We start from the raw sequence: 26584 nt of genomic DNA, 5'->3' as shown, positions 1-26584 counted from the left end.
GCGGGACGGGACCAGCGGGCGACACGGGCAGGTCGCGGGACGGCGCGACCGGGCCGGTTCGGTCCGTGGGCGGCATGTCGCGGGACGGCGCGGGGTAGCCGGGCAGCACCTGCGACCTGGCCATGCCGGGCCAGCCGCCGGCGGCGCCGCCGATGATGGTCAGACCGCACGTGGCGCCCGCGCGGTACAGCGGGTACTTGGTGTTGGGCAGCGACGTCCAGGCGTTGGTGGCCGGGTCGTAGGCGTAGCCCTGGTTGGTGACGAGGCCGTCGGTGATGCCGCCGCGGATCCCGCCGGAGACCAGCAACCTGCCGTCGCCCGCGCTGTAGGCCGAGGCCCACGCGCCGACGGGCAGGTCGGCGATGGGCGCCCAGTGGTCGTAGACCGGGTCGTAGGAGTAGGCGGAGGCGGCGGGGCCCGAGGCGGTGGAGTTCATGCCGCCCGCGCAGTAGATCTTCCCGTTGATCGCGCCGCAGGAGGCCCAGCCGACGTTGGCCGGATACGGCGCCGCCGTACGCCAGGTGTCGGTGGCCGGGTCGTAGACCTGGACGTCGGTCCTGCCGCAGTCGCCCGCGAGCGTGCCGTTGCCCGAGCCGCAGCCACCGATCAGGTAGAGCTTGCCGTCCAGGACGACGGTGCCCGCGGCGGCCAGCGGTTTGGCGGGGCTGGCAGCCACGCTCCACTGACGCTTGGCCGGGTCGTACACCTCAGTGACGCCGACGACCTTGACGGAGGCGTCCCAGCCCCCCGCGACGTAGAACTTGCCGTCGATGAACGCGCCCGAGGCCCGCTGCCTGGCCACCTGCATCTGCGGGATGCTTTCCCAGCGCTCGTTGGTCGGGTCGTAGCTGTAGCCGGTGGCGACGGTCTTCGCGCCGTCGAACCCGCCGATGGAGTAGATCTTGCCGTCGTGTGCGCCGACGGTCGGGTCCATGATGCCCACGGGGTAGGGGGCCAGGACCGACCAGTCGCTCTCCTGCCCGGTCGCGGTGACGTCCGCGTCGGTGCGTGGCGGCTGCTCGGTGCTCGGGGTCAGCGCGCTCGGCGTCACGTCCGCCCGCACCTCGACCGACGGCTGCCCGGTCGCGGCGAGGGCCCGCGCACCGCCGGAGACCGCACCGGTGCGCGGGCGCAACGGAGCGGTGCCCTTGTTGGTAAGGGTGACCGTGGCGGTGCCGGTGGTGCCCAGCTCCTGGCCGGCCGTCAGCTTCGCGGCGGACAGCTCGGCCAGACCGGCGGCCAGCGAGAAGTCGGCCTTGGTGATCGCACCGGGGGTGATCTGCACCGTCTTGCTCTGGGCGGTGAACTTCTGGTGCGTGGCGGCGAGCTCCGCGGTACGGGGCAGGAATGCCCAGTAGAACCCGTCACCGGTGGCGGCGTCCTCCGGCGTGGCCCGGGAGCGACCGGCCTGCGAGCCGGCATCGGTGGAGGCCACCTCGGTTGCGCCGAGCCAGGCGCCGGTGTTGCGGTCGGTCACCTGGCCGACCACCAGGCCGCCGGTGACCGGGGCGCAGGAGGGCTCGCCGACGAGGACGTCGTCGATCTGCCACCACATGTCGAACGAGCCGGTGTAGTGGAAGCGGACGCGCACGTCGTTCTTGCCCGCCGCCTGCGGGATCGGGACCGTGAGGGTGTCCTTGACGGTGCCCTTGGCGCGGGTCCACACCGCGGCCCAGTTCTGACCGCCGTCGGTGGACAGCTCGATCGTCGCGGTGGAGCGCACCCAGGACGGGGCGAAGTACTCCGTCGCCAGCCTGATCACGGGTTCGCGGGCGGCGGACAGGTCGATCGCCGGGGTGACCAGGTAGGTGTCCTGCGTCTGCTGGTAGCCGTGCATCTCGCTGTTCACCGAGGCGAAGTTGCCCTCGCCGCCCGGCGTGCGGTTGCCGAGGGGATCGGGGTCGTCGAAGACCCACATGCCGCCGTCCGTCTTGGACTCCACCGACCAGCCGGCGGGCGTCTCGGTGCCGTCGAAGGTCTCGTAGAGGCCGTTCACCTGGTAGCCGGGCGCCTTGCAGCGGTTGGCGTCGATCTGGAGGGTGAAGTCCCTGGCGAGGTCGCCCGCGAACGCCACGGGCACGCTCAACTTCTGGTAGCCGGGGTAGACCGCCTGCACGTCCAGCGTGTAGGTGGTGCCCTCGGGCAGCACGATCTCGTACGCGCCGGTCTGCGGGTCGGTGAACCACGGCCCGGCGGCGAGCCCTGCCACGCTGACCTTCGCGTACAGTGGCCAGCCCTGGCCGGACCCGTCGCGGACCACGCCGTGGACCTTGCCCTGGGGCGCGGTCTCCAGCACGAAGTCGGCCGAGACGGTCGCGTCCGCCTTGACGGTCACGTCCCGGTCGACGTCGACATAGCCGAACATCGACGCGGTGATGGTGTAGTCACCTGCCAGCAGGCGGACGCTGTAGCCGCCGTCGATCCCGGTGACCAGCTCACGCTCGAGTGGGCCGTCGACGTGCACCTTGACGCCGGCCAGCGGCTTGCCGGTCTTGGCGTCGGTCGCCTTGCCGTTCAGCGTGCCGATGTGCTGCAGCGGCGCGGCGGTGACGGCGGCGAGCACGTCGAGCTTGCCCTCGCCCCAGACGTTGTTGTCCTGCGCTGTGCCGCCGCAGGTCGTGTCCGCGACATCCACGGCGGTCTGGTCGAGCAGCTTCCTGGTGGCGGCGATGTCGCCGACCAGAGGCGGAGCGGCCGACCACAGCAGTGCGATGGCTCCCGCGACGTGTGGGGAGGCCATCGAGGTGCCGTTCATCGAGGCGTAGCCGTTGCCGGGGACGGCCGAGCGGACATTGACGCCCGGAGCGGCGATGTTGGGCTTGATGTCGCCGTCCTCGCCGGAACCGCGGGAGGAGAAGAGTGCGATGGCGCCGTTGGCGTCGAACGCGCCCGCCGCATAGGTGTTCTGGTAGTCGCCGGGGCTGCCTGCGGTGTTGCAGCCGGGGCCCTCGTTGCCGTTGGCGAACATCGGGAACATGCCCGCGGCGATCCAGGCGTTGACCACGTCCTTGAACCACGGCTCCACGATGGGGCCGTTGGGGCTGCCCCAGGAGTTGTTCACGACGTGCGGGCGCAGCTCGGGGCGGGGGTTGTGGCCGTTGAGGTCGGTCGGCGCCAGCATCCACTGCGCCGAGGCCATCAGCGCCGACTCCGGGCAGGTACGGTCTGTGCAGCCCTTGGCGGCGATCCACTGCGCGCCCGGCGCGACGCCGATGCGACTGCCCTCGCCGCCGTCACCGGTCATGGTGCCGATGGTGTGCGTGCCGTGCCCGGTGTTGTCACATGGCACCGGGGACGGCGAGGCGCAGCTCAGCGCGGGGTCGTACCAGTTGTAGTCGTGGCTGAAGGTGCCGTCGCCCCGCTTGCCGCGGTAGGAGTTGACCAGCGCCGGATGGTCGTGCTGGGCGCCGCTGTCGATGCTGCCGATGACGATGCCCGCGCCGCGGGCGCCGAAGTCGGTCCAGACGCGGTCGGCGCCGATGGCCTTGATGCCCCACTCCACCGTGTCGGCCGCGGCAGCAACCGTGTCCTTGCCCTGGGTGGGCTCGGGCAGCGTGTATACGTGGTCGGCCTCGATGGAGGCGACCTCGCTCTCGGCGGCCAGCGACTGGGCCAGTTCCAGGGTGCCCTTCTTGACGTACACGGTGTTGGACGCCCAGAACACTTCGAAGTCCGCGCCCGACGACTTGAGCTTGCCGATCACATCGCCCTGGCTACGGGCCGCACTGCGGCGCAGTTCCTTCATCACGGCTTCGCCGCGCCCGTTCCAGTCCTGCTGCGCGGCGGCTGCCCCCAGGTTGGGTCGCTCGGTGAACCGTACCCAGTACGGCCCTGTCCGCTCGGACTGCAGGGTCGAGCGCAGTTCCGGCTTGATCTTGTCGTGTGCCTCCGCCCGGCTGGACAACGCAACGACGGCGGCGGCGCTGGCCAGAAGGGACATCACCACTCCCAGGCGGAGCGCCAGGCGTCTTCTCAAGAGCGTCTCTCTCATGGGATGGCACGATCCCGGCTGTGATCCGGCCGAACAAGCGGGGTGGAGGTACGGCTTTGCGACATGGCGGTTTCCGCCATGCTTCATGCGTATCAATGAGTCGGAGGCGCGCCATGCTCGTACACGTGCTCGGGTTGACGAACGAAGAGTCGCGGGTCTACCGCGAGTTGATCAAGCTTCCGTCCTGCGCGCCCGCGGACCTGAGCGCCGGGCTCGGCATGGAGACAGCTCAGGTGGCCTACGTGCTGGGACGCCTGGCGAACCTCGGCCTGGCCGCACGCAGCGGCGAGGACACTGGGCGGTTCGTGGCGTCCCCGCCTGCCGTCGCGCTCGGCGCGCTGCTGGCCAAGCGGCAGAATGAGATCAGGCTTGCCGAGCTGGAGCTCAACGCGCTGGAGGAGACCTACCGGGCGGCGGCTACCCAGCGGACCATCGCCGACGTGATCGACGTGGTGCAGGGCGCGGAGGCGATCAGGCAGCGCTTCGAGCAGCTGCAGATCGGCGCGCGCGAGGAGGTAATGGCCTTCGTCACGGCGCCCCCCGTGGTGGTCGAGTCCGACGAGAACACCGCCGAGGACGCGGCCCTGGCACGCGGCGTCTCCTACCGAGTGGTGCTCGAACGCGCGATGCTCGAGGACGACGTCAACTTCTTCGGCGAGATCGAGAAGGTGACCGCGCTGGGTACGCGCGTACGCGTCATCGACAGCCTGCCCATGAAGCTGCTGATCGTCGACAGGGAGCTGGCGCTCATCCCGATCGCGGGCGAGCACAACGTCGCCGCGTCGGGGGCACTCATGGTGCACCGCAGCGCGTTGCTCGACGCGCTCATCGCGCTGTTCGAGTCCCTGTGGAACGTCTCCAGCCCGATCGTCACCAGAGTCGACGGCATCGGTGAGGTCGGCCCGCGACGGCTGGAGGACATCGACGTGCAGATCCTGAGCCTCCTGCTGGCCGGGTTCGCCGATCAGGCGGTGGCCAGCCGGCTCGGCACCTCACTGCGGACCGTGCAGCGTCGGGTGCGCCACCTGATGGACCTGACGGGCGCGCAGACCCGCACCCAGCTCGGCCACCGGGTGGCACGCCTGGGTTGGGACCTGACGCGCCGTCCCGCCTCCGGGACCGAGCACGATCAGGCCGGGCAGGTTCCACGCCCTGCCCAGCTGGCACGGGAGTCCACGCGGGAGTGATCCCGGGCCAATGCACGGCCGGGGCGAGGCACCTGGCGATCGCTGTGGCGGGACGCAACGGCGGCGGACTCTGTGCGCGGCTGCGGGTCGAACGGGCAGCAAATGACGCACATGCTAGGATGGTATACCAAAATTCGCGACTCTTCAGCGGGGCGGTGACCACATGGCAGAGGCGGGGAGCTTCGAGTCGGAATCGGAGCGCGTCACGCGGCAGCTGCGTGAGGAGATCCTGGACGGGGTTCGCGCTCCGGGAGACCGGCTGGTGGAGCGGGATCTGGCAGGCGAACTGGGCGTGAGCCGGGTGCCGGTGCGCGATGCGCTGCGGGCGCTGGTGGCCGAGGGGTTGGTGACCCCGCGACCACGATCCTGGGCCGTGGTTCGGGAGTTCACCGCCTCGGACATCGCGGACCTGAACGAGGTCCGCGCGGCGTTCGAGTCGTTGACGTTCCGGCTGGCTGCGCAGCGGCGAACCCGCGACGGCCTGGAGCGGCTTCGCGGCGTGCTGGATGACGAGCTGACAGCCGCGCGTGCGGGGGATGCGGTGCGGGCCCGCCGTGCGGCTGCGGACTTTCATGAGGTGGTGACGTCGTTGGCGGCGAACGAGCTGCTCGTCGAACTCGAGCGCCCCTTGCGCAGCCGGATGCGGTGGCTGCTCGGGCAGCACGATGACCTGATGGCGGTCGCAGAGCAGCACGAGGGGTTGTACGCGGCTATCGCCGACCGGGATGTCACCCGCGTCGAGCGTCTGGTGGCGGAGCATCTCGCGGCTGGGCAGCGTATGGCGACGGCCCGCCAGCACGGCCGTTCCGACGCGGCGACGAGACCCTGACCCACGCGATGACCCGGCTCCGCGCGGCCAGGTTCCGATGCTCAGTTCGAAGACCGTGGTGTACGGCGACGCTGACCGAACGCCTCCGATTTTGGTATACCATCGGAACATGACGTCTCTGATCTTGACCAACGTGCGCCCATGGGGCGCCGGCCCAGTCGATGTGACGATCGCCGACGGGCTGATCGCCGATGTGGCACCCACCGGCACCGGGGACGGCGCCGGCGAGCGGGTCGACGGGTGCGGCCTGCTGGCACTGCCCGGATTCGTCAACGCGCACGCGCACGTGGACAAGAGCTGGTGGGGTCAACCGCGGGTCTCCTACGGCGGCGAGGCCACGACGCAGGGCCGGATCGCCCACGAGCGCGCCGAGCGGGACAAGCACGGCATCCCGAGCGTCGCGAGCACGATCGCGGTCCTGCGGGAGTTCCTCCGCCACGGGACGACAGCCACCCGTACGCACGTCGACGTCGACCTCGGGGTTGGGCTGCGCGGTATCGAGTCGGTTCGCGAGGCGGTCGCCGCGCTGGACGGCGCGGTGGAGGTGGAGATCGTGGCGTTCCCGCAGGACGGCGTGATGCGCCGCCCCGGCGTCCTGGAGCTGCTGGACCAGGCAGCCGTGGCCGGCGCCACGAGCATCGGTGGTATCGATCCGGCATCCATCGACCGGGATCCGGTAGCCCAGCTCGACGGGCTGTTCGAGATCGCCGAGCGCCGCGGCGTCGGGATCGACATCCACCTGCACGACGGCGGCGAGCTGGGCGCCTTCCAGTACGAACTGATCGTCGATCGCACGCTCCGCGCGGGCCTGCAGGGAAAGGTCACGATCTCGCACGGATTCGCCCTCGGTGAACTCCCGCCGCAGCGTCAGGCCGAGCTGCTGGCTCAGTTCGCCGAGGCGGGCATCTCCTGGGCCACGGTTGCGCCGGTACGCTCGGCGCCGTTGCCCTGGCGAGCCATGCGGGACGGCGGCATCCCGATCGGGCTGGGCACCGACGGCATCCGCGACCTGTGGTCACCGTACGGCGACGGCGACATGCTCCGCATCGCCCTGGGCTTCGCCCGGCTGCACGGCCTTCGCACCGATGACGACCTCGCCGACGCGGTCAAGCTTGCCACGACCGACGGCGCCCGGTTCGTGCACCGCACCGGGCACGATCTGGTCCCCGGCGCGCGTGCGGACATCGTCCTGCTCGACGCCGAGAACGTGCCGGACGCTCTGATGAGGGCTCCCCGCCGCCAGGCCGTGATCGCCGGCGGGCGGCTGGTGGTCCGGGACGGCGAACTGCTGGTCTGACGACCTCGCGCACGGTGGACTGGCGGAATTGCCGCACAGGGGCTGTCCACCCGGCGGAGCGGCCACCCGTCGCGACAGGGGCTGCCGTAGGCATGTCGGTTCGCGTCGTTTGATCGACACGAACCGATACCCAACATGGGCTGCGCGTTTCGGTGCGTCCATTTCGGAGTATCGGGGCGACGGTGCCTGGCCCGGGCCCTGTACCGTGTGACGCACTCTGGCAGAACCGCCCGGCGCCCTCGGCCCGGGCACAGGACATCTGACGTGAGGGCGCGCATGACGGCCGCCGACTTCGACGTCGACCCGACCACCGCGACCGGTCCGGAACAGTACGTCAGGCTGCTGCGTCGCGTCCGCGACCAGTCCGGCCTCGCCTATCGCGAAATCGCCCGCCGCGCGCAGCGCAACGGGGACGTGCTGCCGGCGAGCACCCTGGCGACGATGCTGGGCCGGTCGACGCTGCCCCGCCGTGATCTGGTGTCGGCGCTGCTGCGGGCCTGCGACGTGCCGGACGACCGCGCGACAGCGTGGCTGGCCGTGTGGGGCAGGCTGGCCGCCGCCCGTACGGCGGCGACGCCTCCGGCGTCCACGCGGGCGCGTTCCTCGGGCCGGGCCGGTCACTCCCCGATCGGTCCGGCCGCGCGCGTCACCGGTCCGAGCGGCCCGGTCGGCGGGCCGGACACCACGGGTGTCGGGCCGACATCCCCCACACAGCGTTCCGCCGCCCTACGCCTGCTCCCCGCAGGTGGCGGGACCGGGTCGGCCGGCCCGGAACGGGGGCGGGTCGCCGCGTCCGGCGGCGGCCGGGACCGGGCCGTGTTACGGGGGCTGTCGTGGCCGGCGGCAAACGAGCCGCCGCCGGTGGAGGGCGGGTCGGGGACACCGGTCCCCTATCAACTGCCACCTGCGCCCCCGTTGATGACGGGCCGCTCGGCGGAGGTCGGCCAACTGCTCGCGGCCACGGAGACCGACGCCGCGGTGTGTCTCGTCGAAGGTGCCGGCGGGGTCGGCAAGTCCGCGCTCGCCCTGCACGTCGCGCACCGGATCGTGGGACGCTACGACGGCGGTTGCCTCTACGCGGACCTGCGCGGGGCCACCGACGGCGTCGCGGCGGCCGAGCCCGCGGACGTGTTGGGCCGGTTCCTGCGGGCACTGGGCCTGCCCAGCGTCCCCGCCTCGCTCGACGAGGCCTCCGCGTTGCTGCGCACGTGGACCGCCGGACGGGGCGTGCTGGTGGTGCTGGACAACGCCGCATCGGCGGCGCAGGTCCGACCGCTCCTGGCCAGCGGGCCCGGATGCACCACGATCGTCACGAGCCGGTGGATGCTCCCCGACCTCGACACGACGGCGCGGATCCGCCTCGGCCCGTTACCCGACGACGCGGCGCTCGCCCTGCTCAGCGGGCTCACCGGCGCCCACCGCGTGCAGGCGGAGCCCGCCGCGGCCGCGACGGTGGTCCGCCGGTGCGGCGGCTTGCCGCTGGCGTTGCGAATCGTCGGCGCCCGCGCCGCGGCCCGGCCAGACGCCTCGCTGACCGGCCTCGCCGAGCGGATGGACGACGAGGGCATGCGGTTGGACGTCCTGGAGGTCGGTGACCTGTCCGTACGGGCCAGCCTGCACCTGGGCTACCAGGTGTTCGGGGACGCGCGGCAGGGCGGACGTCGGCAGGCGGCCCGGCTCTTCCGGCTCGCCGCGCTGCCCGACTGGACGCACCTGACGCCGTACGGCTGCGCGGCACTGGCCGACCTGCCGGTGACCGTCGCCGAGCAGGCCCTGGACGCGTTGGCCGACGCGCACCTGATCGAGTCGGCCGGTGGCGGCGGATACCGGTTCCACGACATCGTCCGGCTCTACGCCCGGGAGCGGGCGCAGGCGGTGGACGACCCACACCACCGGGAGGCGGCCCTCGGCAACCTCACCGCGTGGCTGCTCGCGGCCACCACCCGCGCGGCGCGGCTGCTCTACCCCGACGACCGGTTCGGCATCGACGAGCCGGCCGGCCCGACTCGCCCCGGCCCGCCCCTCGCCGACGCGGCCGACGCGTGGACCTGGTTCGAGCGGGAGCACACCAACCTGTTGCTGGTGGCCGGCCAGCAGGCGACGGCGGGACGGGCCCTCGCCGAGGTCCGCGACCTGGCCCTCGTGGCGGCCAAGTTCCTCGACTACGCCGGGCACATCGCCGAGCAGCAACAGTTCGGCCACCTCGCCGCCTCGGCGGCGAGCCGGTGTGGCGACCGCTCGGGCGAGGCCGCCGGGCTCAACATCGTCGCCGTCGCGCTGCTGCGCCAGAGCCGGCTCGACGAGGCGATCCCCATCCTCGAGCGGTGCCTGGCCGTCCAGCGCGAACTCGGCGACCGGAGCCGGGAGGCCGCCATCCTGAACAACCTCGGCAACGCCCTGCGCGACGGCGGCGACCTGACCGGCGCCCTGAACCACCTGCGGGCCGCCCTGGTCATCCGGCGGCAACTCGGCCACCGGCACAAGGAGGGGCTGGTGCTCGACAACCTGGCCCTGGTATACCAGCGCCTCGGCGACCACGCCCGGGCCGTCGCCTGCCACGAGGCGGGACGCGCCGTCGCCGACGGCGGCACCGATCCGTTGCGCGAGGCCCAGGCGCTGGTCAACTTCGCCGAGACGCTGCACGCCGGCGGTGACCACCGGGAGGCGATCGCTCGCGCGACCGAGTCGCTGGAGATCTGCCGACGCTACGAGCACCGGCGGGGCATCGGCTTGGCGCTACAGGTGCTCGGCGACGCCCACGCGGGCCTCGGACACCGCGCCGTGGCGCGCCGGCACTGGCGGGAGGCATTGGGCCGGCTCGACGGGCTGGACCCGCAGGCGTGCATCCGCCTCCGCGCCGCCCTGGCGGCGGACACGACTGCCTGACCGCCGCTGGCGGGCAGCGCAGTTCCGGGTGTCGGCGCCACCCCGGGGCGCTCCCGCCCACGGCCTCACGACGCGCGTCTGGCGGCGGCCGGGCGGGCGCTCGCCGGGCTCAGCAGCGTATGCGTGGTGCCAGCCGGACGTCGGCGGGGCCGGCGCGGTCCAGGTAGGTCGACTCGGCGAAGGCCAGAAAGCGCTCCGCGTCGGCCGCGGTCGAGGCCAGACCGAAGGAGACGCGTACCGCTCCGCCGGTCGGCAGCCGCAGCGCGGCGAGATGCTGGTCGATCGTCCCGGCGTGGGCGAGGTTCGTGCGGCGCAGCGAGCGGCGGCTGATCCCGAAGGCGGCCTCGGCCGCGCCCGGGTTGCAGAAGCAGCCCGTACGCAGGGCGAAGCCGGACGCCGACGATTCGAGCGCGACGAGCCGCTCGTCGACCAGCGAGCCGTCCGGGTAGCGGAAGTTGAACGCCACGGTGCCGCCACGGGCGTCGCCCGTCGACGGTCCGTAGACGTGGACGAGCGGCCGGCCGTTGCGGTGTCGCAAGGCGGTCAGCCGCTCCAGCAGCCACCCGGTGAGCAGGCCGACCCGGGTGTGGACGAGGTCGACGCCGATCGAGTCGAGCCAGCGCAGCCCGAACTCCACGTCGGGGAGGCTGAGGAAGTTCAGCGTGCCGTCCTCGAACCCCGACTCGTCCCCCATCGGCTGGTGCCAGTCGCCCTGCACGCTGACCGCCCGGACGGTGCCACCGGCGAACCAGGGTCGGCGCAGCCGGGCCAGCGCCTCGCGCCGGGCCAGCAGCGCCCCCACTCCGGTGGGGTAGCCGAAGAGCTTGTACCAGCTCAGGCAGACGAAGTCCGGCTGCACGACGCCCAGGTCCAGCCGGTTCGTCGGGGCGAAGGCGGCGGCGTCGAGCAGCACGTCGTAGCCGCGCTGCCGGGCCAGCCCCACCCACCCGAGCGGATGTTGCACGCCGGTGAAGTTGCTCTGTGCCGGGTAGGCGAAGAGCCCGGTGGGGCCGGACCTGCCCCGCCGGCTACGACCGCCCGGCCCGCCTCGGCCGGCGGCCAGCGCGGCGATCACGTCGGACTCGGCCACCCGCAGGTCGGGCCCGGCCAGCGGCACGTAGCGGACCGGCGCGCGGGCCGCGCGGGCGTACTCCCGGATGCCGTTGACGGAGTTGTGGTTGTCCCAGGTCAGCACGAGCGGGCGGCCGCGGCCGAAGACGTACGCCTCGCCCACCAGGCGGCAGGCGCCACTGGCGTTCGGGGTGAAGACGACGACGTACTCGCCGGGGTCGGCGCGGAAGAAGTCGAGCACCGCGCGTCGGGCCGAGGCGAGCAGCGCGCCGGTCGCCTCGGAGGTGGGGTTCTCCGAGTGCGGATTGCCGTACGGGCCGGCGAGCAACCGGTCGTGGTGGGCGGCGACCTGTGCCCGTGCGGCCACCCCGGCCCCCGTGTAGTCGAGGTAGACGCGCCCGTCGCGGTCAAGGTGCCGATACTCGGTGGCGCGTAGCTCGTCGATCCGGGCGGTGCTCGCGTACGCGGCGGCCGCGGCGATGCGCACGCCGGCCGGCGCCGGGGAGGCGTGCCCCTCAGCCATGAGGTGGAGTGTGGTCGGACCGGCCCAGAGCGCGCCTGTCGAGTTTGCCGTTGGGCAGGGTGGGCAGCCGCTCCAGCCGCTCGAAGGCGGTGGGTACGGCCACGGCGGGCAGCCGGTCGAGCAGGTGCGCGCGCAGGGTCCGCTGAGGCACCGGTTCGGCGCAGACCACGTACGCGACGCCCTGGTAGGGGACGGCGACGCCGGCGAGGAGCACCGCCGGGTGGGACATCAGGGCGTGCTCGATCTCGGCCGGTTCGATGCGCATACCGCCGACCTTGAGCTGCTCGTCGACGCGCCCGTGGTAGCGGAGCAGGCCGTCGGCGCCCAGGCTGACCCGGTCGCCGGTGCGGTAGACCGGTCCCCCCGACACCACCCCGGGCGAGGAGATGCACAGCTCGCCGTCGTCGATGGAGATCGTGGTGCCGGGGATCGGCCGGCCGATGGGGACCGGGTCCTCGCCCGGCGCGCACCTGTGCACGGTGCTCCAGACGGTGCACTCGGTGGGACCGTACTCGTTGTAGAGCGTCGCGTGGGGCATCCGCTCGTGGTGCAGGTCGACCAGGCCGGGCGGGCAGCTCTCCCCCGCCACGATCACGGTGGTCAGGCTGGCCACCGGGGAGCGCAGCACCAGCCGGTACAGGGACGGCACCATCAGCGTGTGGGTGGGCCGGTGCACGGTGCCGGCCCGGACCAGCGCCCGCACGTCGAACGGCCGGTCGCTCGGGATGACCAGTGTGCCCCCGGTGCACAGCGTCCAGTAGATGCCCGCCACGGAGCTGTCGAACGAGATGGACGAGCACAGCAGGAACCGCTGGGGCGCACGACCGTAGTACTCCAGCCGGGCGCCGGTCGAGTAGCTCAGCGCCGCCCGCGACACCGTGACCGCCTTCGGCACGCCGGTCGAACCGCTGGTGAACAGCGTGTACGCGTCGGGCCCGTCCCGCCAGCCGCAGCGGGCCGGGCGCAGCGACGCCAGCAGGCTCTCGGTGAGTGTCACCAGGGCACCGCTGCCCGCGACCATCAGCTCGCGGCGCGCCGCCGGGAAGGCCGCGTCGACGGGGACGTAACGTGCTCCCGCCCGCAGTACGCCGAGCATGGCCACGACGGCCCAGCACGACAGCCGGGTGTGCACGACCACCGGCTCCCCGACGGCCACGCCCCGCTGCCGGAGATGGAGGGCGACCGCGCCGGACAGGCCGTCCAGGTCCGCGTACGTCAGGGCCTGCTCGGGATCCGTCACGGCCGGCGTCTCCCGGCGGGAGCGCAGCTGAGCGGCCAGCGCCTCGGTGATCATCGTCGCCCGGCCACGACCGGCATCCGCTTGATCCCGCCCAGCCAGGTCGACCGTACGCGCTCGACCTCGCCGGCCGGCTCGAAGGACGCGAAGGTGGCGAAGAGTTCCTCGAAGAAGACGCGCAACGTCAGTCTGGCGACGGCCGCTCCCAGGCAGTAGTGCCGCCCGTCCCCGAAGGCCAGATGCCGGTTCGGGTGGCGGTCCAGGTCCAGCGTGTCGGGGTCGGGGAAGACGGTCTCGTCGCGGTTGGCCGACCCGAGCCACACCACGACGGCGTCGCCCGCCCCGACGCGTACGCCGCCGACGGTGGTGTCCCATGTCGCCAGCCGCATGAAGTGCCCGGCGGGGGAGGTGAACCGAAGCGCCTCCTCCACCGCGCGGCCGACCCGCTCGGGCCGCCGGGCCCACTGCTCGTAGCGGTCGGTGCGGATCAGCTCGGCCAGGGCCGCGCGGGGCACGTGCGGGATGGCGGCGCTGCCGCCGAGGAGCAGGCTGTAGCAGTTGGCGACGATCGCTCCGGGGCGCAGCGGCATGGCCCCCAGCAGGTCCACCAGGTCCCCGCGTGGGCGCCGACGGTGTTCGAGCACCAGGTGGAGCAGGTAGGCGAAAAGTTCCCGGTGCCCGCGGTCGAGGGTCGCCGCCGGGCCGCCGGGCAGCGCGACATCCGGGTCGTGCTCGGCCACCGACATGGACACCCACCGGGCCAGGGCGGGCCAGTCCGCTGCCGGAATGCCCATCAGCGGCCCCAGGAAGGCCAGCGGCAGGGCGGAGGTGAGCTCGGCGAAGTCCAGGACCCCGGCGGCGGGGCGGAGCATCTGCCGGACGAAGGACCGGATGGCCGGCTCGTGCCGTGCCACCGCACGCGCGGTCATCTGCCGTTGCAGCGGCCCCCGGATGAGGCCGTGCCGCGGCGGGTCGGTCGCCGCGAACTGCTGGTTCTGCGCCGGCTCCGCCCGGCCGAGCATGGTGAGCATCACCCCACCGGTGGAGGTGAACCTGGCGTGGTCGGCCAGGACGGTCCTGGCGTCGGCGTAGCGGGTGACCGCCCAGAAGCCCGACCTGCCCTCGACCGGCTGCCAGCCGACGGGATCCCACCGGCGCAGCGTCCGCCAGGCGGCGTGCGGGTCGCCGGCGCCGTGCAGGGCGGGGTCGGCGAGGTCGATCCGGCCCGGTGGCCGGATCTGGAGGCAGGGCGGGATCCTCATGCGGCCAGCACCTCGTCGACCAGTTCGGCGATGGTCGGCTTGAGGAACAGCACCGCGGCGTCGACCTCGACGCCGAGCTGCTCGTAGAGGTCCATCAGCAGGTCAGCGGCGAGCAGCGAGTCGCCGCCGAGGGCGAAGAAGTCGTCCTCGACACCCACCGGCGTGACGTTCAGCTTCTCGCTCCAGAGCCGGGTCAGCATCGACTCAAGCTCGCTCCGCGTCGGCACGGACATCCTCCCAACTGTCGATGAATCGCCGGGTCAGGGCCTGCATCTCGGCCTCCCGGTAGGAGCGGCGGTACCGCAGGCAGGCGGTGTAGGCGCCGCCCGCACCCGGCTCGAGCCAGAACGCCAGCCCGTTGACGGGCAGCACCGGCCCGCCCAGCCCGAGCCCGGCCGGGATCGTCAGCGGCTCGATCCCGGCGCCGTCGGGCACCTGGATGACCTCGAACTGGGCCAGAGCCGGTCCGCCTTCGGCGAACAGCGCGTCGGCCTGCGGCACCGCGTCCAGCAGCACCGGAAACGGAATCTCGTGGGCGTACGCCTCGGCGAACGCCCGGTGCACCGCGCCCACCGTCGGGGTGCCGAGCCGCACCGGCAGCACGTTCATGTACAGCCCCACGGTGTCCCAGTCGGACCGCTGCCGGCCGTGGGTCAGCACCGGGACGACCGCCTCGCCCGGGCACAGCGGGCCGAGGGCCCGCGCGAACGCGGTGAGCAGGACGACGAACGGGGTGCTGCGCACGGTTCGGGCGACCGCTGCCGCCTGCTGCTGGGTGATGCCGCTCGGCGTCCTGATCTCGGCCGTGCCGGGGTCGCCGGCGGGGTCCGGGACCAGGGTCGGCACGTCGGCCAGCATCCGGCGCCAGAACGGCAGGGACCGGTTCACCCGCCTGGGCGCGGGCATGGACGCGCTGGCGTGGTAGGCGGGGGCCGGGCCGGTCCCTGGTTTCATCACCTCGCGGAGCAGCAGCCGCATGGACCACGGGTCGGACACGGTGTGGTGCGCCACGAGAAGCAACTCGCGGCCGGCCAGGTACGCCCAGAGCAGGCACCGCGCGTGGGGCGGGTACCGGCCGGCGGCGGCCGCCGCCCACACGTCGTCGACCGTTCGCAGCGGCACCGGCCCCTTGCCGAGTACGGGATGCCGGGCCAGGAGCGCGTCCAGGGCTCGGCGCAGGGCTGCCAGGTCGGGCTCGGCGGGCAGCCGTGCCCCGCCCAGCGCGACGAACCGGTCGGTGTCCGCCGGCCCGCCCGCCCAGGACAGAATGTGCTGCGCGTACGGCTGGTCATCCACCTCGTACACCTCCCATGGCCTTTCCGGCCGGGTCGACCGGCGACCGCCCGTGCGGCGCCGGGAGTCTCGGCGGCGGCTGCCCGCCGTCCGGCGTGCCGGCCTCGTCCGGCAGGTCGCGCCACCGCCGCAGCGGCGAGAGGTAGAGCAGCAGACCGGACGCCCACACTCCGGCGGCGGCGATCCACAGCGTGGGGCGCACCCCCAGCCAACTGCCCAGCAGTCCGCCCGTCAGTGCGCCGACCGGCATCACCCCGAAGATCACCCACCGGACCGACGCGGTCATCCTGCCCAGCAGGTCCGGCGGGCAGACCCGCTGCCGGTAGCTGACCGCCGCCGCGTTGTAGATGGCGAACACCGCGCCCAGCCCCGCCATGCCGGCCGTGTAGGCGATCGCACCCCAACCGGGCCGGGCGAGCGGTACGAGCAGCACCGTCCAGCCGAGCCCCAGCGGGGCGATCCAGATGATCCGGGCCGTGCCCACCAGGCGCGCCAGCCGCGCGGAGACCAGGCCGCCGCCGATCCCGCCCAGCGTGGTGAGCGCCAGCACCACACCGACCATGTGCTCGCTCAGGTGGAGGTCACGCACGAGGTACAGAACCGCCAGCGCGAAGATCATCTGGCTGAAGAGGTTGAGCGACGCCGAGGCCGCCACCAGTCTGGGCATGATCGGGTGGCGGAACACGAAGGAGAGCCCGGCGCCCAGCTCCCGGCGGAAGTCCCGACGCCGCGCCACGGCCGGCGGGTGCTCCGGACGGCGGAGCAGCATGAGGGACACGGCGTTGACCACGTAGGCGAGCGCGTCGATGCCCGCGGTACGCGCCACGCCCAGCGCCGAGACGAGTGCGCTACCCACGCCGTATCCGGCGATCCGCGAGACCGAGTACGTGGTCGTCAGCTTGCCGTTGGCGTCGAGTAGCTGGTTGCCGGCGACGACCGACGGCAGGAAGCTCTGGTGCGCGGTCTCGTACAGCACGGTGCAGACGCTGGACAGCAGCGCCACGATCCACAGCTGCGCCATGGTGACCCAGCCGGCCCACGCGCCGATGGCGACGGTGGCCACCAGCCCGGCCCGCACGAGGTGGCAGACCACCATGACCCGGCGTTTGCGCATCCGGTCCACCCACACCCCGGCGGGCAGCGAGAGGAACAGGTAGGCGATCATCCGGGTGGCGACGAGGACGCCGACCTCGACGGCGGAGGCGTCCAGCACGGTGACGGCCAGCAGCGGAATGGCCAGCATCGAGACGGCGTCGCCCACCTCGCTGAGGGTCCGGCCCGACCACAGCACCATGAAGTCACGGTGCCGCCACAGACTGTCGCTCATGCCGGCTCCTCGACCGCGCGCAGCAGGAGGTCGGTCATGGTGGTCAGGAAGCGTTCCACCTCGGCGCGCCCGTACCCGCCGCGCATCACCCGCATGGTGAGCTGCACGCAGGGGTGCACCCAGGCGATCAGGTAGAAGCTGGCCCCGCTGTAGGCGCGGGGCGGAAGGAACTCGACACGCCGGGGCGTCACCTCGGACGGCGCGGTGTCGGCGGCGGCGGGGGCCGGGATGAAGGTGAAGAAGCTGCCGTGGTCGAAGTCCATGGGCGCGACGGCGAACGGGTCGTACACGCCGTGCTGCATGGCGCGCACCGCCGCGACGTTGACCTCGCGGGCCATCGGGCGCAGCGGCCCGTCGGGGTCGCAGGCGGCGAGCATGGGCACCCACTGGGTCATCGACGACACCAGGTGCCGCACCGTGCGATCCATCCGGTTCGCGGCCAACTGCCAGAGCAGTTGGTCCGTCCGGCCCGTGGTCGCGGCCAGCGCCTGCGCGTAGACGGTGAGCAGCAGGGTGGGCACGGTGACCTGCAGGCGCCGCGCCGCGTGGCGAACCGCGCCGTACGGGATGCCGGTGTGCGCGCGAGCCCGCACCAGGGCACCCCGGGACACCGGAACCCGCGGTGCGGCGGCGACGATCCGCCGACGGTACTCGCCGGCCGCGGTCAGCCTGGCCCGGAAGCCGTCGGCTCGCTGGAGTTCGGCCACCTCGCGGGGCGCGGGGGCGTCGGCGAGGCGGTCACCGCGCAGCAGGGCGTGCAGGTCGGACTCCAGGATCCGCACGGCGGCGCCGTCGGCCGCGAGGTGGTGGATCACCAGATGGACCCGCGGCGGTCCACCGTCGTCGGAACTACGCACCCAGGCCCGCCAGGCCGGCTGGGCGGCCAGGTCGAACGGCTCCCGTACGGACGCCTCGGCGAAGCGCACGAGCGGGTCCCGCAGGACCACCTGCCGCACGGCGTCGGGCTCGTCCGCCGGCCGGTAGACGGTGCGCAGCGACTCGTGCCGCACCGCCAGCGCGGTGAGCGCCTGGCGTACCTGCTCCTCGGTGGTTCCGGCCGGAACCGGCCAGACCACGTCCTGGTTGGACTCCCAGAGTTGCTCCGGCGGGCGCACCGAGAGGGCTCGCCACATGGAGAGCTGACCCATGGTGAGCGGGTGGCCACCCTGACCGCGCATGACTCCTCCAGCGTCGAGGGGTGGGTGGTCACCCGCGGTGACCACCCACCGTGGTTCACGGATCTCAGGCAGTGCAGTCGTCCTTCCGCATCGCCCGCACCTCCTCTCGTGAGAGCGGTCGGCGTCCTCCGGCGGTGAGGTCGGAGCCGGAGGCGCGTCGCCGACGTGATGGAGCGTCAGGGTCAGGGTCAGGTCCAGCTGACGCCACGCTTGCGGACGCTGCGCATGCGCTTCTCCTCTCCCTTCGTGGCGGCCCCGTGCCCGCCCGTGATCTCAGCGTCGGCCGCCGCCCGCCTCGGCGGTAGGGTTGTCGGCGGTCGAGGTCGTTCGGCCTTGTTCGACCGGGATCTCGAACGTCGTCGGCGTGCCGGCAGACCGCCGCGGCCAGAGCGGCACGAGGGCGAGGACCGCCGCCGCGCCCGACAGTCCGCTGAACCCGATCACCGTGGTCGCCGGCCACCGGTCCGCGGCCAGACCCGCCGTGACCATCGCCGCCCCCTGGAGCCCGCTCAGACCGGTGATGGCCACCCCGAACGCGCGTCCCCGGTACTGCGGCGGCACGGCCCGGCCGAACAACGCGTTCAGCGGGATGGCGAAGGCGCTCGCGGTGCCGGCCAGCACCAACAGCAGGAGGACGACCCACAGCGGAGGGACGAGCCAGGTCGCCGCCAGCACCCCGGCGGAGAGCGCGGCCAGGGGCAGGATCAGTCGTGGCCGGGCCGCCGGTGGACAGAGCCGGGTGAGGGCGACCCCGCCGAGGGCCATCCCCGTCGGCGCCGCCGCCAGCAACAGCCCGACGGTGCCGGCGCCGCCTCCGTACTGTCGGGCCAGCGGCGCCATCAGTCCTTCGGCGGCGTAGGTGAAGGCGCTGGCTGCCCACAGGACGAGGACGTAGGCGCGCAGCCGCGAATCGGTGAAGATCACCCGCAGGCCGGCCGCCCGGCCGCGGCGGGCCGGGCGGCCGGGCGGCCGGGGCGCGGGGCGGGAACGAACGCCGATCATGATCAGAAGGGCGGAGACGAGGAACGTGCCGGCGTCCACCAGCAGCGCACCGCGCAGCGACAGCAGCGCCACCAGGCTCCCCCCGACGGCGAAGCCGAGCACCTGCACGACCTGGGCGCAGATGTTGTCCACGCCGTTCGCCACCGCGTAGCGGTCACCGTCGAGCACTTCGGGCATCAGCGCCGCCCGCGCGGCCACGAACGGCGGCCGCATCAGGTTGACCGCGAACAGCAGCGCCACCAGGGCGGGCGCGGGGAGGTCCGGCAGCGCCGCCGCCGGGACGAGCGCCGCCCGGACGAGGTCGCACGCGACCAGGATCCGCCGCCGGGGGAACCGGTCGGCGAGGCCGGACAGCAGCGGCCCACCCACGAGCCAGGCGAGGTAGGAACTGGCGTAGGCGGCCGCCGCCAACGCGGCCGAGCCGGTGCCGGTGTAGACGAGGTACGCCACGGTCACGGCCGTGAGCTGGTCCCCCGCCAGGGACAGCAGGTACGCCACGAACAGGTAGCGGTACTCGCGCACCGCGAACACCTCGGCGTACGTCGCGGCGCGCTCGGTCACTCCGCTCCCGTCCTGTCCCACCACCGGCTGCCCTCCGGGCACTGGGTCCAGAACGTATCCACGCCTGCGCCGCCGGGGCCGGGACCAGGCGTTCGGGGATGTTCGGATCCGTACGGGTGGACTCGGGCGGCCGGCGGGCTCCGCTCGTGATCCCGCCATCGCACCTGGCGCACCCACCGGCGTCGTGTCCACGTGGGGAATGACCCGACCGTGTCGATTGCGTCGAACAGAGCCCCACTGCCGCTGCGGTGTCCTCACGATGGGAACGACATGGTTGGACTCGACAAGGACGGGTGGCGAGATGAGACGTCGACGGAGCAGCAGGAAGGTGCCGCTGATGCAGGCGGCGGCGATGTCCGTGGCCGCGGTGGTGACGGCGGCGGTCGTCGTACGAGCAAGCCGTCGCCGTGCCGTGCGCGGCGCGACGGCCGGTGACCTTCCTGCCATGCGGGACAGCGTGTTCGGCGAGACAGGCAACGGCGGCGCGGCCGACCGGGTGAAGGAGACGACGTCCTCGGCGCGGTGAGGGCGGGACAGCGACGCCCGCGAGCGATCAGGCACGGCTCGACTCCGAACGGGTGGCGCGGGGCGGCCCGGCGTCCGTGCACCTGACCGTGGTCTGGGCCGGCGTTCAGGGGCGCGGAGTGCCGTCCCATCTCCACGACGTTCGCCCCGGCAGGTCGGGTAGGTCCGCCCGGCCGGTAGCCCAGAGGAGCGTCGACCACGGCTCGCCGGTTGACGGCACGGAGGGGAACAGCCGGCGCAGCGCTCCCGTACACAGGTCGGCAGGCGGCGACCACGTCAGGTCCAACCCGGCGGCCACGTCGTGCATGTGGACCAGGACCTCGACCACGCCCATCGCGGCGAACCCGGAAGGGTCGGAGAGACCGTACGCGTGAAACGACCGCCGGTCCGGCGGCACGGCATCGATCATGGTTGCCAGCATCGCCCCGCACGCCTCGTTGTCCTCCGTCGACTGATGCGCGACAGACATTCGTCCGCCAACTGATCGGCGACACCTCATGGCGCGCTGATCGCGGCCGTGCCAGACGTCTCCACGGCGCTGTGACATATCGCCCACGCCCAGGGGCCAGCGAATCCGACAGCCGATACCTACAGTCGGGCCATGAGCACCGACAAAGGCGTGCGGGTCTGGCTCCGCCGGCATGGAGCTGAGCAGATCGCGCATCCCGGGGGCAACCTGTTCGCCTCTTGGGCCCCACTGGCCCCTGAGCGGGTCGTCCGCGATGCGCAGCGGGTCGTGCGGCCGTGACACCCGAACCATCGGCAGGGCCACGTCCGATAGCACCCACCCCCGGTCGCGTACGCGTGCGAGCCGTCTACCCCGGCAGCTTCGATCCCTTCACTCCGGGGCATCTGAATGTGGTGAACCGGGCACGCGACCTCTTCGACGAAGTGGTCGTGCTCGTCGCGGTCAACAGCATGAAGCATCCGGGCACCGACGAAGAGGAGCGAGCGGCCGCTGTTCGGGCCATTCTGCCGGTCGAGTGGACCTCCGTCACCGTTGCGGCCTGGAGCGGGTTGACCTCCGCCTACTGCCGTCGCCATGAAGTAGGAGTGATCGTCCGCGGCGTGCGTAACACCACCGACCTTTGGACCGAGTACCAGATCGCCGCAATGAACCAGTCACTGGGTGTCCCCACGGTATTTCTGCCTGCGCAGCCCGAGCTGGCCGCGGTGTCGTCGACTGCGGTGCGCACGCTGGGGACGTTACCTTCGTCCACGCAGCCGTAGGCTGCCGGACATCAACGAACCCCTCGCCGGACCGCCGCCGGATGATTTCGAGACTGCCGCCTCAAGATCAAGTGACGTTGGAGCACTGGCGGGGAGCACGTTCTTCCGCCGCTACCGCCAGGCGCGGTGGCCCAGCGGGGCGCAGCTCGCCGCGCACGAGCGGCGTCAGGCGCGGCTCAGCGCACGATCTCCACGGTCGCATGGCCTTCGAGCTGTCCGATTTCTTCGAAGCGAGCGTGGGCGCGTGATCGGCAGGCTGCCGGCGGGAAATCTGGGTGCGGAGGCCGGTGGGGTGGTCTGTGATCGGGGGATGGCGATCGAGATGGGCAGCCCGGGGGTCAACGGGCTCGGTGACGTGGTGCGGGTGTTGGCGGAGTGGCAGCACGACGGAGGACCCGTGCAGTTGCATCCGGGAGATGTGGGGTGGTTCTGGCGGTTCGGTGCGGAGCGGACGGCGCAGGCCACGCGGACCTGGAGTCGGGCTGGGAAGGTTCTGGCGGTCGGGCTGCTGGATGGTGCTGATCTGCTGCGGTTGGCGTTCGCGCCGGAGGCGTTGCGGGACGAGGAGTTGGCGCAGCAGGTGGTCGAGGACGTGTCGGTGCCTGAGCGTGGTGTGCTGTTCGAGGGCAAGGTGTACGTCGAGGCGCCGATGGGTGCGCTGGTCCAGGACCTGCTGTTCAAGGACGGCTGGGACAGTGGCGAGCCGTGGACACCACTTCGGCGTGACCTCGGCGCCCCTGTGCCGGATCCCGACGTACGTGTCGAGGTGATCGGGCCCGAACAGGCGCACGAGTGGGCCGCGGTCCTGCGGGCGTCGTTCGACGGGTCGACGTTCACCGACGAGCGCTGGCACGCGATGGCGGCAGGTGCGCCGTACGTCGACGCGCGGTGCCTGGTCGTCCGGAATGAGCAGGGCGAGGCGGTGGCGGCCACGACGGTGTGGTCGGCGGGTGAAGGCAAGCTCGGGCTGATCGAGCCGATGGGGGTGCACGCGGCGCACCGCGGCCACGGTTACGGCCGAGCGATCACGGTCGCCGCGGCGCGCGCACTCCAGGAGTTGGGATCGTCCAGCATGGTCGTGTGCACCCCGAGTTCCAACGTCGGTGCCGTCGCCACCTACCAGTCGGCCGGCCTCCGGCAGTTGCCCGAGAGACGGGACCTGTACCGCGACGGTTCCTGAGGCTCTCGGCGTGGGGCAGGGTGCGACCAGCGATCGCGAGGCCGGTCTCGGCGAGGGTGAAGCCGCCCCCGGCGCACTCGGCGCACTCGGCGGGCCCAGGGCGCGAGCAGCAGCAGCGCGATCGGGGGGCGGGAGGCGGCGGGACTCCATCACCCTGACTGCACCGTGCCCGCCGGCCCGGCCCGCCGCTGCGGCCGTCGGCCGACCGGGCCCGCGACCAGAGTCGACGGTCGCGGGCCCGGTCGTCGGTCAACGACGGGCGGCATCCCAGGCTGGGCCGCCCCGAAAGTACGTGCCGTACAACTCCTGCACCTCCAGCAGGCTCTCCGGCAGGGCTAGCCCTCCCGCGCCCACGGCCGCAGCTTCTCCGGGTTGCGGACCGCCCAGATCCGGGTGACGCGCCCGTCGGCGACGTCGAACGAGGCTACGGTCACGACGACGCCGGCGCGCTGGGCCACCAGGCCCGGCACACCGTTGACTGCTGGCGCTGATCCGGCGCTGAGGTCCGATACGGGGCTGCCGGGCAGGCGGCGGGGTGGGCCCGGCATGCCGGGCGCCCCGGCGCCGGGTGACGGCGGTAGCGGCAACTCGACGGCTCCCCCGGCCCGAGCCGTCACCGGCCGCCGGGTGCCCGGCCCAGGGCCCGCGCCGCGTTGTCGGTGGCCACCTGCCGGGCGTAGTCGGCGCCCCGGTGTGCCACCGTGGCGGACGGAGCGTCGGTGCCCATCGGGAACGGCCAGTCGCTGCCGAGCACCAGCCGGTCCGCGCCGAAGACCGACACCGCCAGGTCGACCACCTGCGGATCGTGGGCCAGATTGTCGACGTAGAGGGCGCGCACGGCCTCGGCCGGGGTGGGCGACAGCACCGGTACGCCCGGTCGGGTGGTGGTGTGACCGCGCTCCCAGCGCCCGACCACCGCCGGCACGCAACCGCCGCAGTGCACCAGCACGAACCGGATTCCCGGGTGGCTGCCGAGCACCCCACCGAAGACGAGCTGGGCCACTGCCACCGTCGTCTCGACCGGGTTGCCCAGCAGGTTGGCCAGGTAGTAGGGCTCCAGACGGGGGTCCGCCGAGTGCGCGGGGTGCAGTTGCACGGTGCGCCGGTCCGCGTCGAGACGCTGCCACAGGGGGTGCAGCGGCGGACCGTCGAGCGGCCCGGCGTCTCCACCGGCGGCGCCCACCACCCCGGCCCAACGGTCGTCGGCGGCGATCCGGTCGTACTCGGCGAGGGCCACTTCGGGATGTTCGAACGGCAGGTACGCCAGCGGGGTGAGCCGGGGCCGGTCGGCGACCACGGCGAGCAGGCCGTCGTTGACCGCACGGACCCACGCCGCCGCGTCCGGGCCGGACAGCCGCTGACGGTAGAAGGGCGGCGGCACGCTGACGATCGCCTCGTCCAGCCCTGCCTGGTCCAGGTGGTTCTCGAGCCGGTCCGGGTGGTACAGGTCGGACGGGCCGACCCGTTTGCCACCGAGAATGGCGGCGCCGTCACCGTCGACCGCCACCCCCGGCAGGTCGGCCGGGCGCAGGTCGGGGGCGAGGTGGGCGTGCATGTCGATGCCAGGCAACGGGGCTTCCTAACGGTAGGCCCGACCGGCGGTCACGACGGGACGCGCCGACGGTACGGGATGGTGGCTGGCGTGGCCGCTCACTCGGCGGCGGACAGTCCGTCGGGGCGGAGGTGCCCCGACGGTTGGAGGGCGGCGCCACTACCGGCGGACGCGGTGGCGCCGGCGGTCAGCTCCCGGTACGCGCGTGTCCCGGTGCCCGGGCGGCAGGCACTGCCGCCGCGTCGGTGTTCATCTTGCCGATCACCCGGTCGGCCGCATTCTGGATGTGGACCTGCACGGCGGTGACCGCCGCCGCCACGTCCCCCGCCACACACGCGTCGAGGATGGCCCGGTGCTCGCGGACCCGCTCCTCGTTCTGCCCCGTCGGGGTGACCGTTGCGAACCGGTACCGCTCGCTGTTCTCCCAGACCGGCTCCAGGCCGCGCAGCAGCCAACGCGATCCGGCCGCCCGGTAGATGGTGAAGTGGAACTCGGTGTGCGCACGGCGGGCAGCCGTGGCGTCACCGCGCGCGGACGCGGCGAGGTGCTCGTCGAGTGCCGCCTCGGCACGCCGGGCGTCCTGGGCGGTGAACCGGGCCGCCGCCCGTTCGATCAGTGCCGTCTCCATGGCGATCCGGGTCTCATGGGTGTCGACCGCGTCCTCGACGGTCAGCGGCATGACCCAGGCGCCCTTGTGCTGGACCACCTCGACCAGGCCGAGCGCGGCCAACCGTCGGATCGACTCGCGGACCGGGCTCATGCTCATGCCGAGCAGGTCGGCCATCTCGTTGAGCCGTAGCGGGGTGCCGGCCGGCAGCCGGCCGGTGAGGATCGCCTCGTGCAGGACCGCGGTCGCCGAGTCGGCGAGGGTGCGGTGCTGTCCGTCGGCTCCACCGGCACCGGCCCGGCCGTCGTCGTTGGCGTCGTTCAGCACGGACCGACGATGCGTTGTTACCACGGTTTGCCTCCGGATAGGGCCGCTGGTGGATGCCGTGCTCGTCCCGTTCTCGCGGGACATGATCCATGTTCATGGGGTGCTCGGGTGATCCCACAAACGCATCAGGGCCCTGGAAATGGTACCAATTTCGTCGCTGTGGAATGGTGCGGGCCGGCGCCGCGCTGCGCCGACCCGCACCCGTCGCGGGGTCAGTGCAGCTTCGTCAGCCGCACCCGGTTGCGCAGCTCACCGAGCGATTGCACCCGGGTCACCACCAGGTCCCCGTCGTTCAGGAACACCTGTGGGTCACGGGCGTTCCCGATGCCGCTCGGCGTACCGGTGAGCACGACGTCGCCGGCCCGCAGGGTCATCCCCCAACTCAGTTCCGCGATGATGCGGGCGAATGGGAAGGCCATCTGCCCGGTCGACGCGTCCTGGAGCAGCACGCCGTTCACCTCGCACTGGATGCGCAGGTTCGCCGGGTCCGGCACCTCGTCCACGGTGGTCAGCCACGGCCCGAGCGGCATGGTGGCGTCGATGCTCTTGCCCTTGAGCCACTGGCCGCCGTGCGCGCGTTGCAGGTCGCGCTGCGACACGTCGTTGGCCACGCAGAACGCCGCCACGTACGACAGCGCGTCCGCCTCGCTCACCGAACGGCAGTCCGCACCGATGACCAGCGCCACCTCCGCCTCGTAGTCCCACTTGGCGGACAGTTGCGGGTCGTAGGCGATGTCGTCGTACGGGCCGACGACCGTGTCCGGACCCTTGGTGAAGAAGGTCGGGTGCTTGGGCCGTTCCGCGGGGTCCTGCCCGTCCCGCTTGCCGCGCGACTCCTCGAAGTGGTCCCAGTAGTTCCACCCGGTGCAGAGGATGTCCCGGTTGAACCGGCGCAGCGGCGCGTCGAGCCGGACCTCGGCCAACGGCACCGCCGCGACCTGCCGCGCGGCGGCGCGGACGGCCTCCAACGCGTCCGCGCCACCACGAATCGCCTCGTCGAGGTCGCCCAGCTCGGCGGGGAGCACGGCGACGGTGTCGCCGTCCACCACCCCGATCCGCCGGCCGGTCTCGGTGAGAACGCTGGCGAGCTTCATCAGGCGTCCCGCTCGTCGTCGATCACGCCGATCGCGTTGATCTCGATCAGGTAGTCCTTGTTCACGAACTTGGAGACCTCCACCATCGTCGAGGCCGGCGGCTCACCGGTGAAGTACTGCCGGCGCACCTCGTGGATGGCGTGGAAGTCCTCCATGTTGCGGACGTAGACATCCACCCGCACGATGTCCTCCAGCGACCCGCCGGCAGCCGTCATCGCGGCGCGCAGGTTCTGGCAGACCTGGTGCGTCTGGGCGGCGATGTCGCCGACGCCGGTGACCCCGCCCTCGCGGTTGCGGGCGGTCATGCCGGACACGAACACCATCCGGCCCCGCGCCCTGATCTGGGTGGCCTGGGCGAAGTGGCCGTTCGGGGCGGCCAGCTCGGGGGAAACAATCTGCTGCTTGGGCATCGTCATCTTCTCTTC

Annotated in this window: 23 protein-coding genes; 8 read left to right on the top strand and 15 right to left on the bottom strand. The window is 72.7% G+C overall.

Annotation, left to right across the window (positions count from 1 at the left end; all coding sequences use genetic code 11):
* A partial coding sequence (locus AB0L34_RS14745; protein WP_363705030.1) for a S8 family serine peptidase occupies positions 1-3940 on the bottom strand: 3940 nt, incomplete at its 3' end.
* Positions 3941-4104: 164 nt separating this feature from the next.
* Between AB0L34_RS14745 and AB0L34_RS14740 the strand changes: the two genes are divergently transcribed.
* The 4 genes from AB0L34_RS14740 (at position 4105) to AB0L34_RS14725 (ending at position 10190) form a co-directional block, all read left to right on the top strand.
* A complete protein-coding gene (locus tag AB0L34_RS14740) occupies positions 4105-5178 on the top strand; it encodes a helix-turn-helix domain-containing protein (protein ID WP_363705028.1) in 1074 nt (357 codons plus the stop codon).
* Positions 5179-5341: 163 nt separating this feature from the next.
* Positions 5342-6007, top strand: a complete 666-nt coding sequence (locus AB0L34_RS14735) for a GntR family transcriptional regulator (RefSeq protein ID WP_363705026.1) — start codon at positions 5342-5344, stop codon at positions 6005-6007.
* A 109-nt stretch (positions 6008-6116) separates the two neighbouring features.
* Entirely contained in the window at positions 6117-7304 is a 1188-nt protein-coding gene (locus tag AB0L34_RS14730) for an amidohydrolase (RefSeq protein ID WP_363705024.1), read from the top strand.
* A gap of 264 nt (positions 7305-7568) precedes the next feature.
* Positions 7569-10190, top strand: a complete 2622-nt coding sequence (locus tag AB0L34_RS14725; protein WP_363705022.1) for a tetratricopeptide repeat protein — start codon at positions 7569-7571, stop codon at positions 10188-10190.
* A gap of 109 nt (positions 10191-10299) precedes the next feature.
* On the opposite strand, the gene AB0L34_RS14720 is transcribed toward AB0L34_RS14725, so the two are convergent.
* The 8 genes from AB0L34_RS14720 to AB0L34_RS14685 all read right to left on the bottom strand — a co-directional run bounded on the left by AB0L34_RS14720 (position 10300) and on the right by AB0L34_RS14685 (position 19644).
* On the bottom strand, positions 10300-11784 hold the full coding sequence (locus tag AB0L34_RS14720; RefSeq protein WP_363705020.1) for an aminotransferase class V-fold PLP-dependent enzyme: 1485 nt from the start codon (positions 11782-11784) through the stop codon (positions 10300-10302).
* On the bottom strand, positions 11777-13078 hold the full coding sequence (locus AB0L34_RS14715) for an amino acid adenylation domain-containing protein (RefSeq protein ID WP_363705018.1): 1302 nt from the start codon (positions 13076-13078) through the stop codon (positions 11777-11779). Before AB0L34_RS14715 ends, AB0L34_RS14720 begins: the two co-directional genes overlap by 8 nt.
* Positions 13075-14283, bottom strand: coding sequence for a cytochrome P450 (locus AB0L34_RS14710; protein ID WP_363705016.1), 1209 nt, complete (start codon positions 14281-14283; stop codon positions 13075-13077). The genes AB0L34_RS14715 and AB0L34_RS14710 overlap by 4 nt, the downstream gene beginning before the upstream one ends.
* Positions 14280-14516, bottom strand: coding sequence for a phosphopantetheine-binding protein (locus AB0L34_RS14705; protein WP_350708107.1), 237 nt, complete (start codon positions 14514-14516; stop codon positions 14280-14282). The genes AB0L34_RS14710 and AB0L34_RS14705 overlap by 4 nt, the downstream gene beginning before the upstream one ends.
* Positions 14488-15579, bottom strand: a complete 1092-nt coding sequence (locus tag AB0L34_RS14700) for a hypothetical protein (RefSeq protein WP_363705014.1) — start codon at positions 15577-15579, stop codon at positions 14488-14490. The genes AB0L34_RS14705 and AB0L34_RS14700 overlap by 29 nt, the downstream gene beginning before the upstream one ends.
* Complete coding sequence (locus AB0L34_RS14695) at positions 15572-16903, bottom strand: MFS transporter (RefSeq protein WP_363705012.1); 1332 nt, start codon at positions 16901-16903, stop codon at positions 15572-15574. Before AB0L34_RS14695 ends, AB0L34_RS14700 begins: the two co-directional genes overlap by 8 nt.
* A complete protein-coding gene (locus AB0L34_RS14690) occupies positions 16900-18081 on the bottom strand; it encodes a hypothetical protein (protein ID WP_363705010.1) in 1182 nt (393 codons plus the stop codon). The genes AB0L34_RS14695 and AB0L34_RS14690 overlap by 4 nt, the downstream gene beginning before the upstream one ends.
* Positions 18082-18354: 273 nt before the next feature.
* On the bottom strand, positions 18355-19644 hold the full coding sequence (locus AB0L34_RS14685; RefSeq protein WP_363705008.1) for an MFS transporter: 1290 nt from the start codon (positions 19642-19644) through the stop codon (positions 18355-18357).
* A 337-nt stretch (positions 19645-19981) separates the two neighbouring features.
* Here AB0L34_RS14685 and AB0L34_RS14680 point away from each other — a divergent pair, with 337 nt between their 5' ends.
* Complete coding sequence (locus AB0L34_RS14680) at positions 19982-20170, top strand: hypothetical protein (RefSeq protein WP_357454575.1); 189 nt, start codon at positions 19982-19984, stop codon at positions 20168-20170.
* Between the two features lie 105 nt (positions 20171-20275).
* Here AB0L34_RS14680 and AB0L34_RS14675 read toward each other — a convergent pair whose 3' ends face one another.
* Positions 20276-20638: a hypothetical protein gene (locus AB0L34_RS14675; protein WP_363705006.1), complete on the bottom strand. Its 363-nt coding sequence runs from the start codon at positions 20636-20638 to the stop codon at positions 20276-20278.
* A 132-nt stretch (positions 20639-20770) separates the two neighbouring features.
* Here AB0L34_RS14675 and AB0L34_RS14670 point away from each other — a divergent pair, with 132 nt between their 5' ends.
* The 3 genes from AB0L34_RS14670 (at position 20771) to AB0L34_RS14660 (ending at position 22579) form a co-directional block, all read left to right on the top strand.
* Positions 20771-20917 (top strand): hypothetical protein, encoded by a 147-nt coding sequence (locus tag AB0L34_RS14670; protein WP_363705004.1) that lies wholly within the window; start codon positions 20771-20773, stop codon positions 20915-20917.
* 56 nt (positions 20918-20973) lie between these two features.
* Positions 20974-21399: a pantetheine-phosphate adenylyltransferase gene (gene coaD / locus AB0L34_RS14665; protein WP_363705002.1), complete on the top strand. Its 426-nt coding sequence runs from the start codon at positions 20974-20976 to the stop codon at positions 21397-21399.
* A gap of 310 nt (positions 21400-21709) precedes the next feature.
* Positions 21710-22579, top strand: a complete 870-nt coding sequence (locus AB0L34_RS14660; RefSeq protein WP_363705000.1) for a GNAT family N-acetyltransferase — start codon at positions 21710-21712, stop codon at positions 22577-22579.
* A 335-nt stretch (positions 22580-22914) separates the two neighbouring features.
* Here the strand turns inward: AB0L34_RS14660 and AB0L34_RS14655 are convergent, their stop codons facing one another.
* The 5 genes from AB0L34_RS14655 to AB0L34_RS14635 form a co-directional block, all read right to left on the bottom strand.
* Positions 22915-23037, bottom strand: a complete 123-nt coding sequence (locus AB0L34_RS14655; RefSeq protein WP_363704998.1) for a hypothetical protein — start codon at positions 23035-23037, stop codon at positions 22915-22917.
* 155 nt (positions 23038-23192) lie between these two features.
* Positions 23193-24149, bottom strand: a complete 957-nt coding sequence (locus tag AB0L34_RS14650; RefSeq protein WP_363704996.1) for an amidohydrolase family protein — start codon at positions 24147-24149, stop codon at positions 23193-23195.
* A gap of 169 nt (positions 24150-24318) precedes the next feature.
* A complete protein-coding gene (locus AB0L34_RS14645; protein ID WP_363704994.1) occupies positions 24319-25065 on the bottom strand; it encodes a GntR family transcriptional regulator in 747 nt (248 codons plus the stop codon).
* Positions 25066-25277: 212 nt separating this feature from the next.
* Positions 25278-26159, bottom strand: a complete 882-nt coding sequence (locus AB0L34_RS14640) for a fumarylacetoacetate hydrolase family protein (RefSeq protein ID WP_363704992.1) — start codon at positions 26157-26159, stop codon at positions 25278-25280.
* Positions 26159-26575 carry a RidA family protein gene (locus AB0L34_RS14635; RefSeq protein WP_363704990.1) on the bottom strand — a complete coding sequence of 139 codons (417 nt, stop codon included), beginning with the start codon at positions 26573-26575 and terminating at the stop codon, positions 26159-26161. Before AB0L34_RS14635 ends, AB0L34_RS14640 begins: the two co-directional genes overlap by 1 nt.
* Positions 26576-26584 lie beyond the last annotated feature (9 nt).

Origin of the sequence: Micromonospora sp. NPDC052213 (assembly GCF_040679695.1) — a bacterium.
GTDB lineage: Bacteria > Actinomycetota > Actinomycetes > Mycobacteriales > Micromonosporaceae > Micromonospora.
Note: the sequence above shows the minus strand (reverse complement) of the source record. Positions and strands in the feature narration are given on the sequence as shown.

Coding starts and splice junctions, on each gene's coding strand:
- AB0L34_RS14705 (WP_350708107.1), bottom strand. CDS start 14,516: ATGTCCGTGCCGACGCGGAGCGAGCTTGAGTCGATGCTGACCCGGCTC.
- AB0L34_RS14690 (WP_363705010.1), bottom strand. CDS start 18,081: ATGCGCGGTCAGGGTGGCCACCCGCTCACCATGGGTCAGCTCTCCATG.
- AB0L34_RS14680 (WP_357454575.1), top strand. CDS start 19,982: ATGCAGGCGGCGGCGATGTCCGTGGCCGCGGTGGTGACGGCGGCGGTC.
- AB0L34_RS14640 (WP_363704992.1), bottom strand. CDS start 26,159: ATGAAGCTCGCCAGCGTTCTCACCGAGACCGGCCGGCGGATCGGGGTG.
- AB0L34_RS14715 (WP_363705018.1), bottom strand. CDS start 13,078: ATGATCACCGAGGCGCTGGCCGCTCAGCTGCGCTCCCGCCGGGAGACG.
- AB0L34_RS14695 (WP_363705012.1), bottom strand. CDS start 16,903: ATGAGCGACAGTCTGTGGCGGCACCGTGACTTCATGGTGCTGTGGTCG.
- AB0L34_RS14670 (WP_363705004.1), top strand. CDS start 20,771: ATGAGCACCGACAAAGGCGTGCGGGTCTGGCTCCGCCGGCATGGAGCT.
- AB0L34_RS14730 (WP_363705024.1), top strand. CDS start 6,117: ATGACGTCTCTGATCTTGACCAACGTGCGCCCATGGGGCGCCGGCCCA.
- AB0L34_RS14660 (WP_363705000.1), top strand. CDS start 21,710: ATGGCGATCGAGATGGGCAGCCCGGGGGTCAACGGGCTCGGTGACGTG.
- AB0L34_RS14740 (WP_363705028.1), top strand. CDS start 4,105: ATGCTCGTACACGTGCTCGGGTTGACGAACGAAGAGTCGCGGGTCTAC.
- AB0L34_RS14675 (WP_363705006.1), bottom strand. CDS start 20,638: ATGTCTGTCGCGCATCAGTCGACGGAGGACAACGAGGCGTGCGGGGCG.
- AB0L34_RS14635 (WP_363704990.1), bottom strand. CDS start 26,575: ATGACGATGCCCAAGCAGCAGATTGTTTCCCCCGAGCTGGCCGCCCCG.
- AB0L34_RS14710 (WP_363705016.1), bottom strand. CDS start 14,283: ATGAGGATCCCGCCCTGCCTCCAGATCCGGCCACCGGGCCGGATCGAC.
- AB0L34_RS14735 (WP_363705026.1), top strand. CDS start 5,342: ATGGCAGAGGCGGGGAGCTTCGAGTCGGAATCGGAGCGCGTCACGCGG.
- AB0L34_RS14720 (WP_363705020.1), bottom strand. CDS start 11,784: ATGGCTGAGGGGCACGCCTCCCCGGCGCCGGCCGGCGTGCGCATCGCC.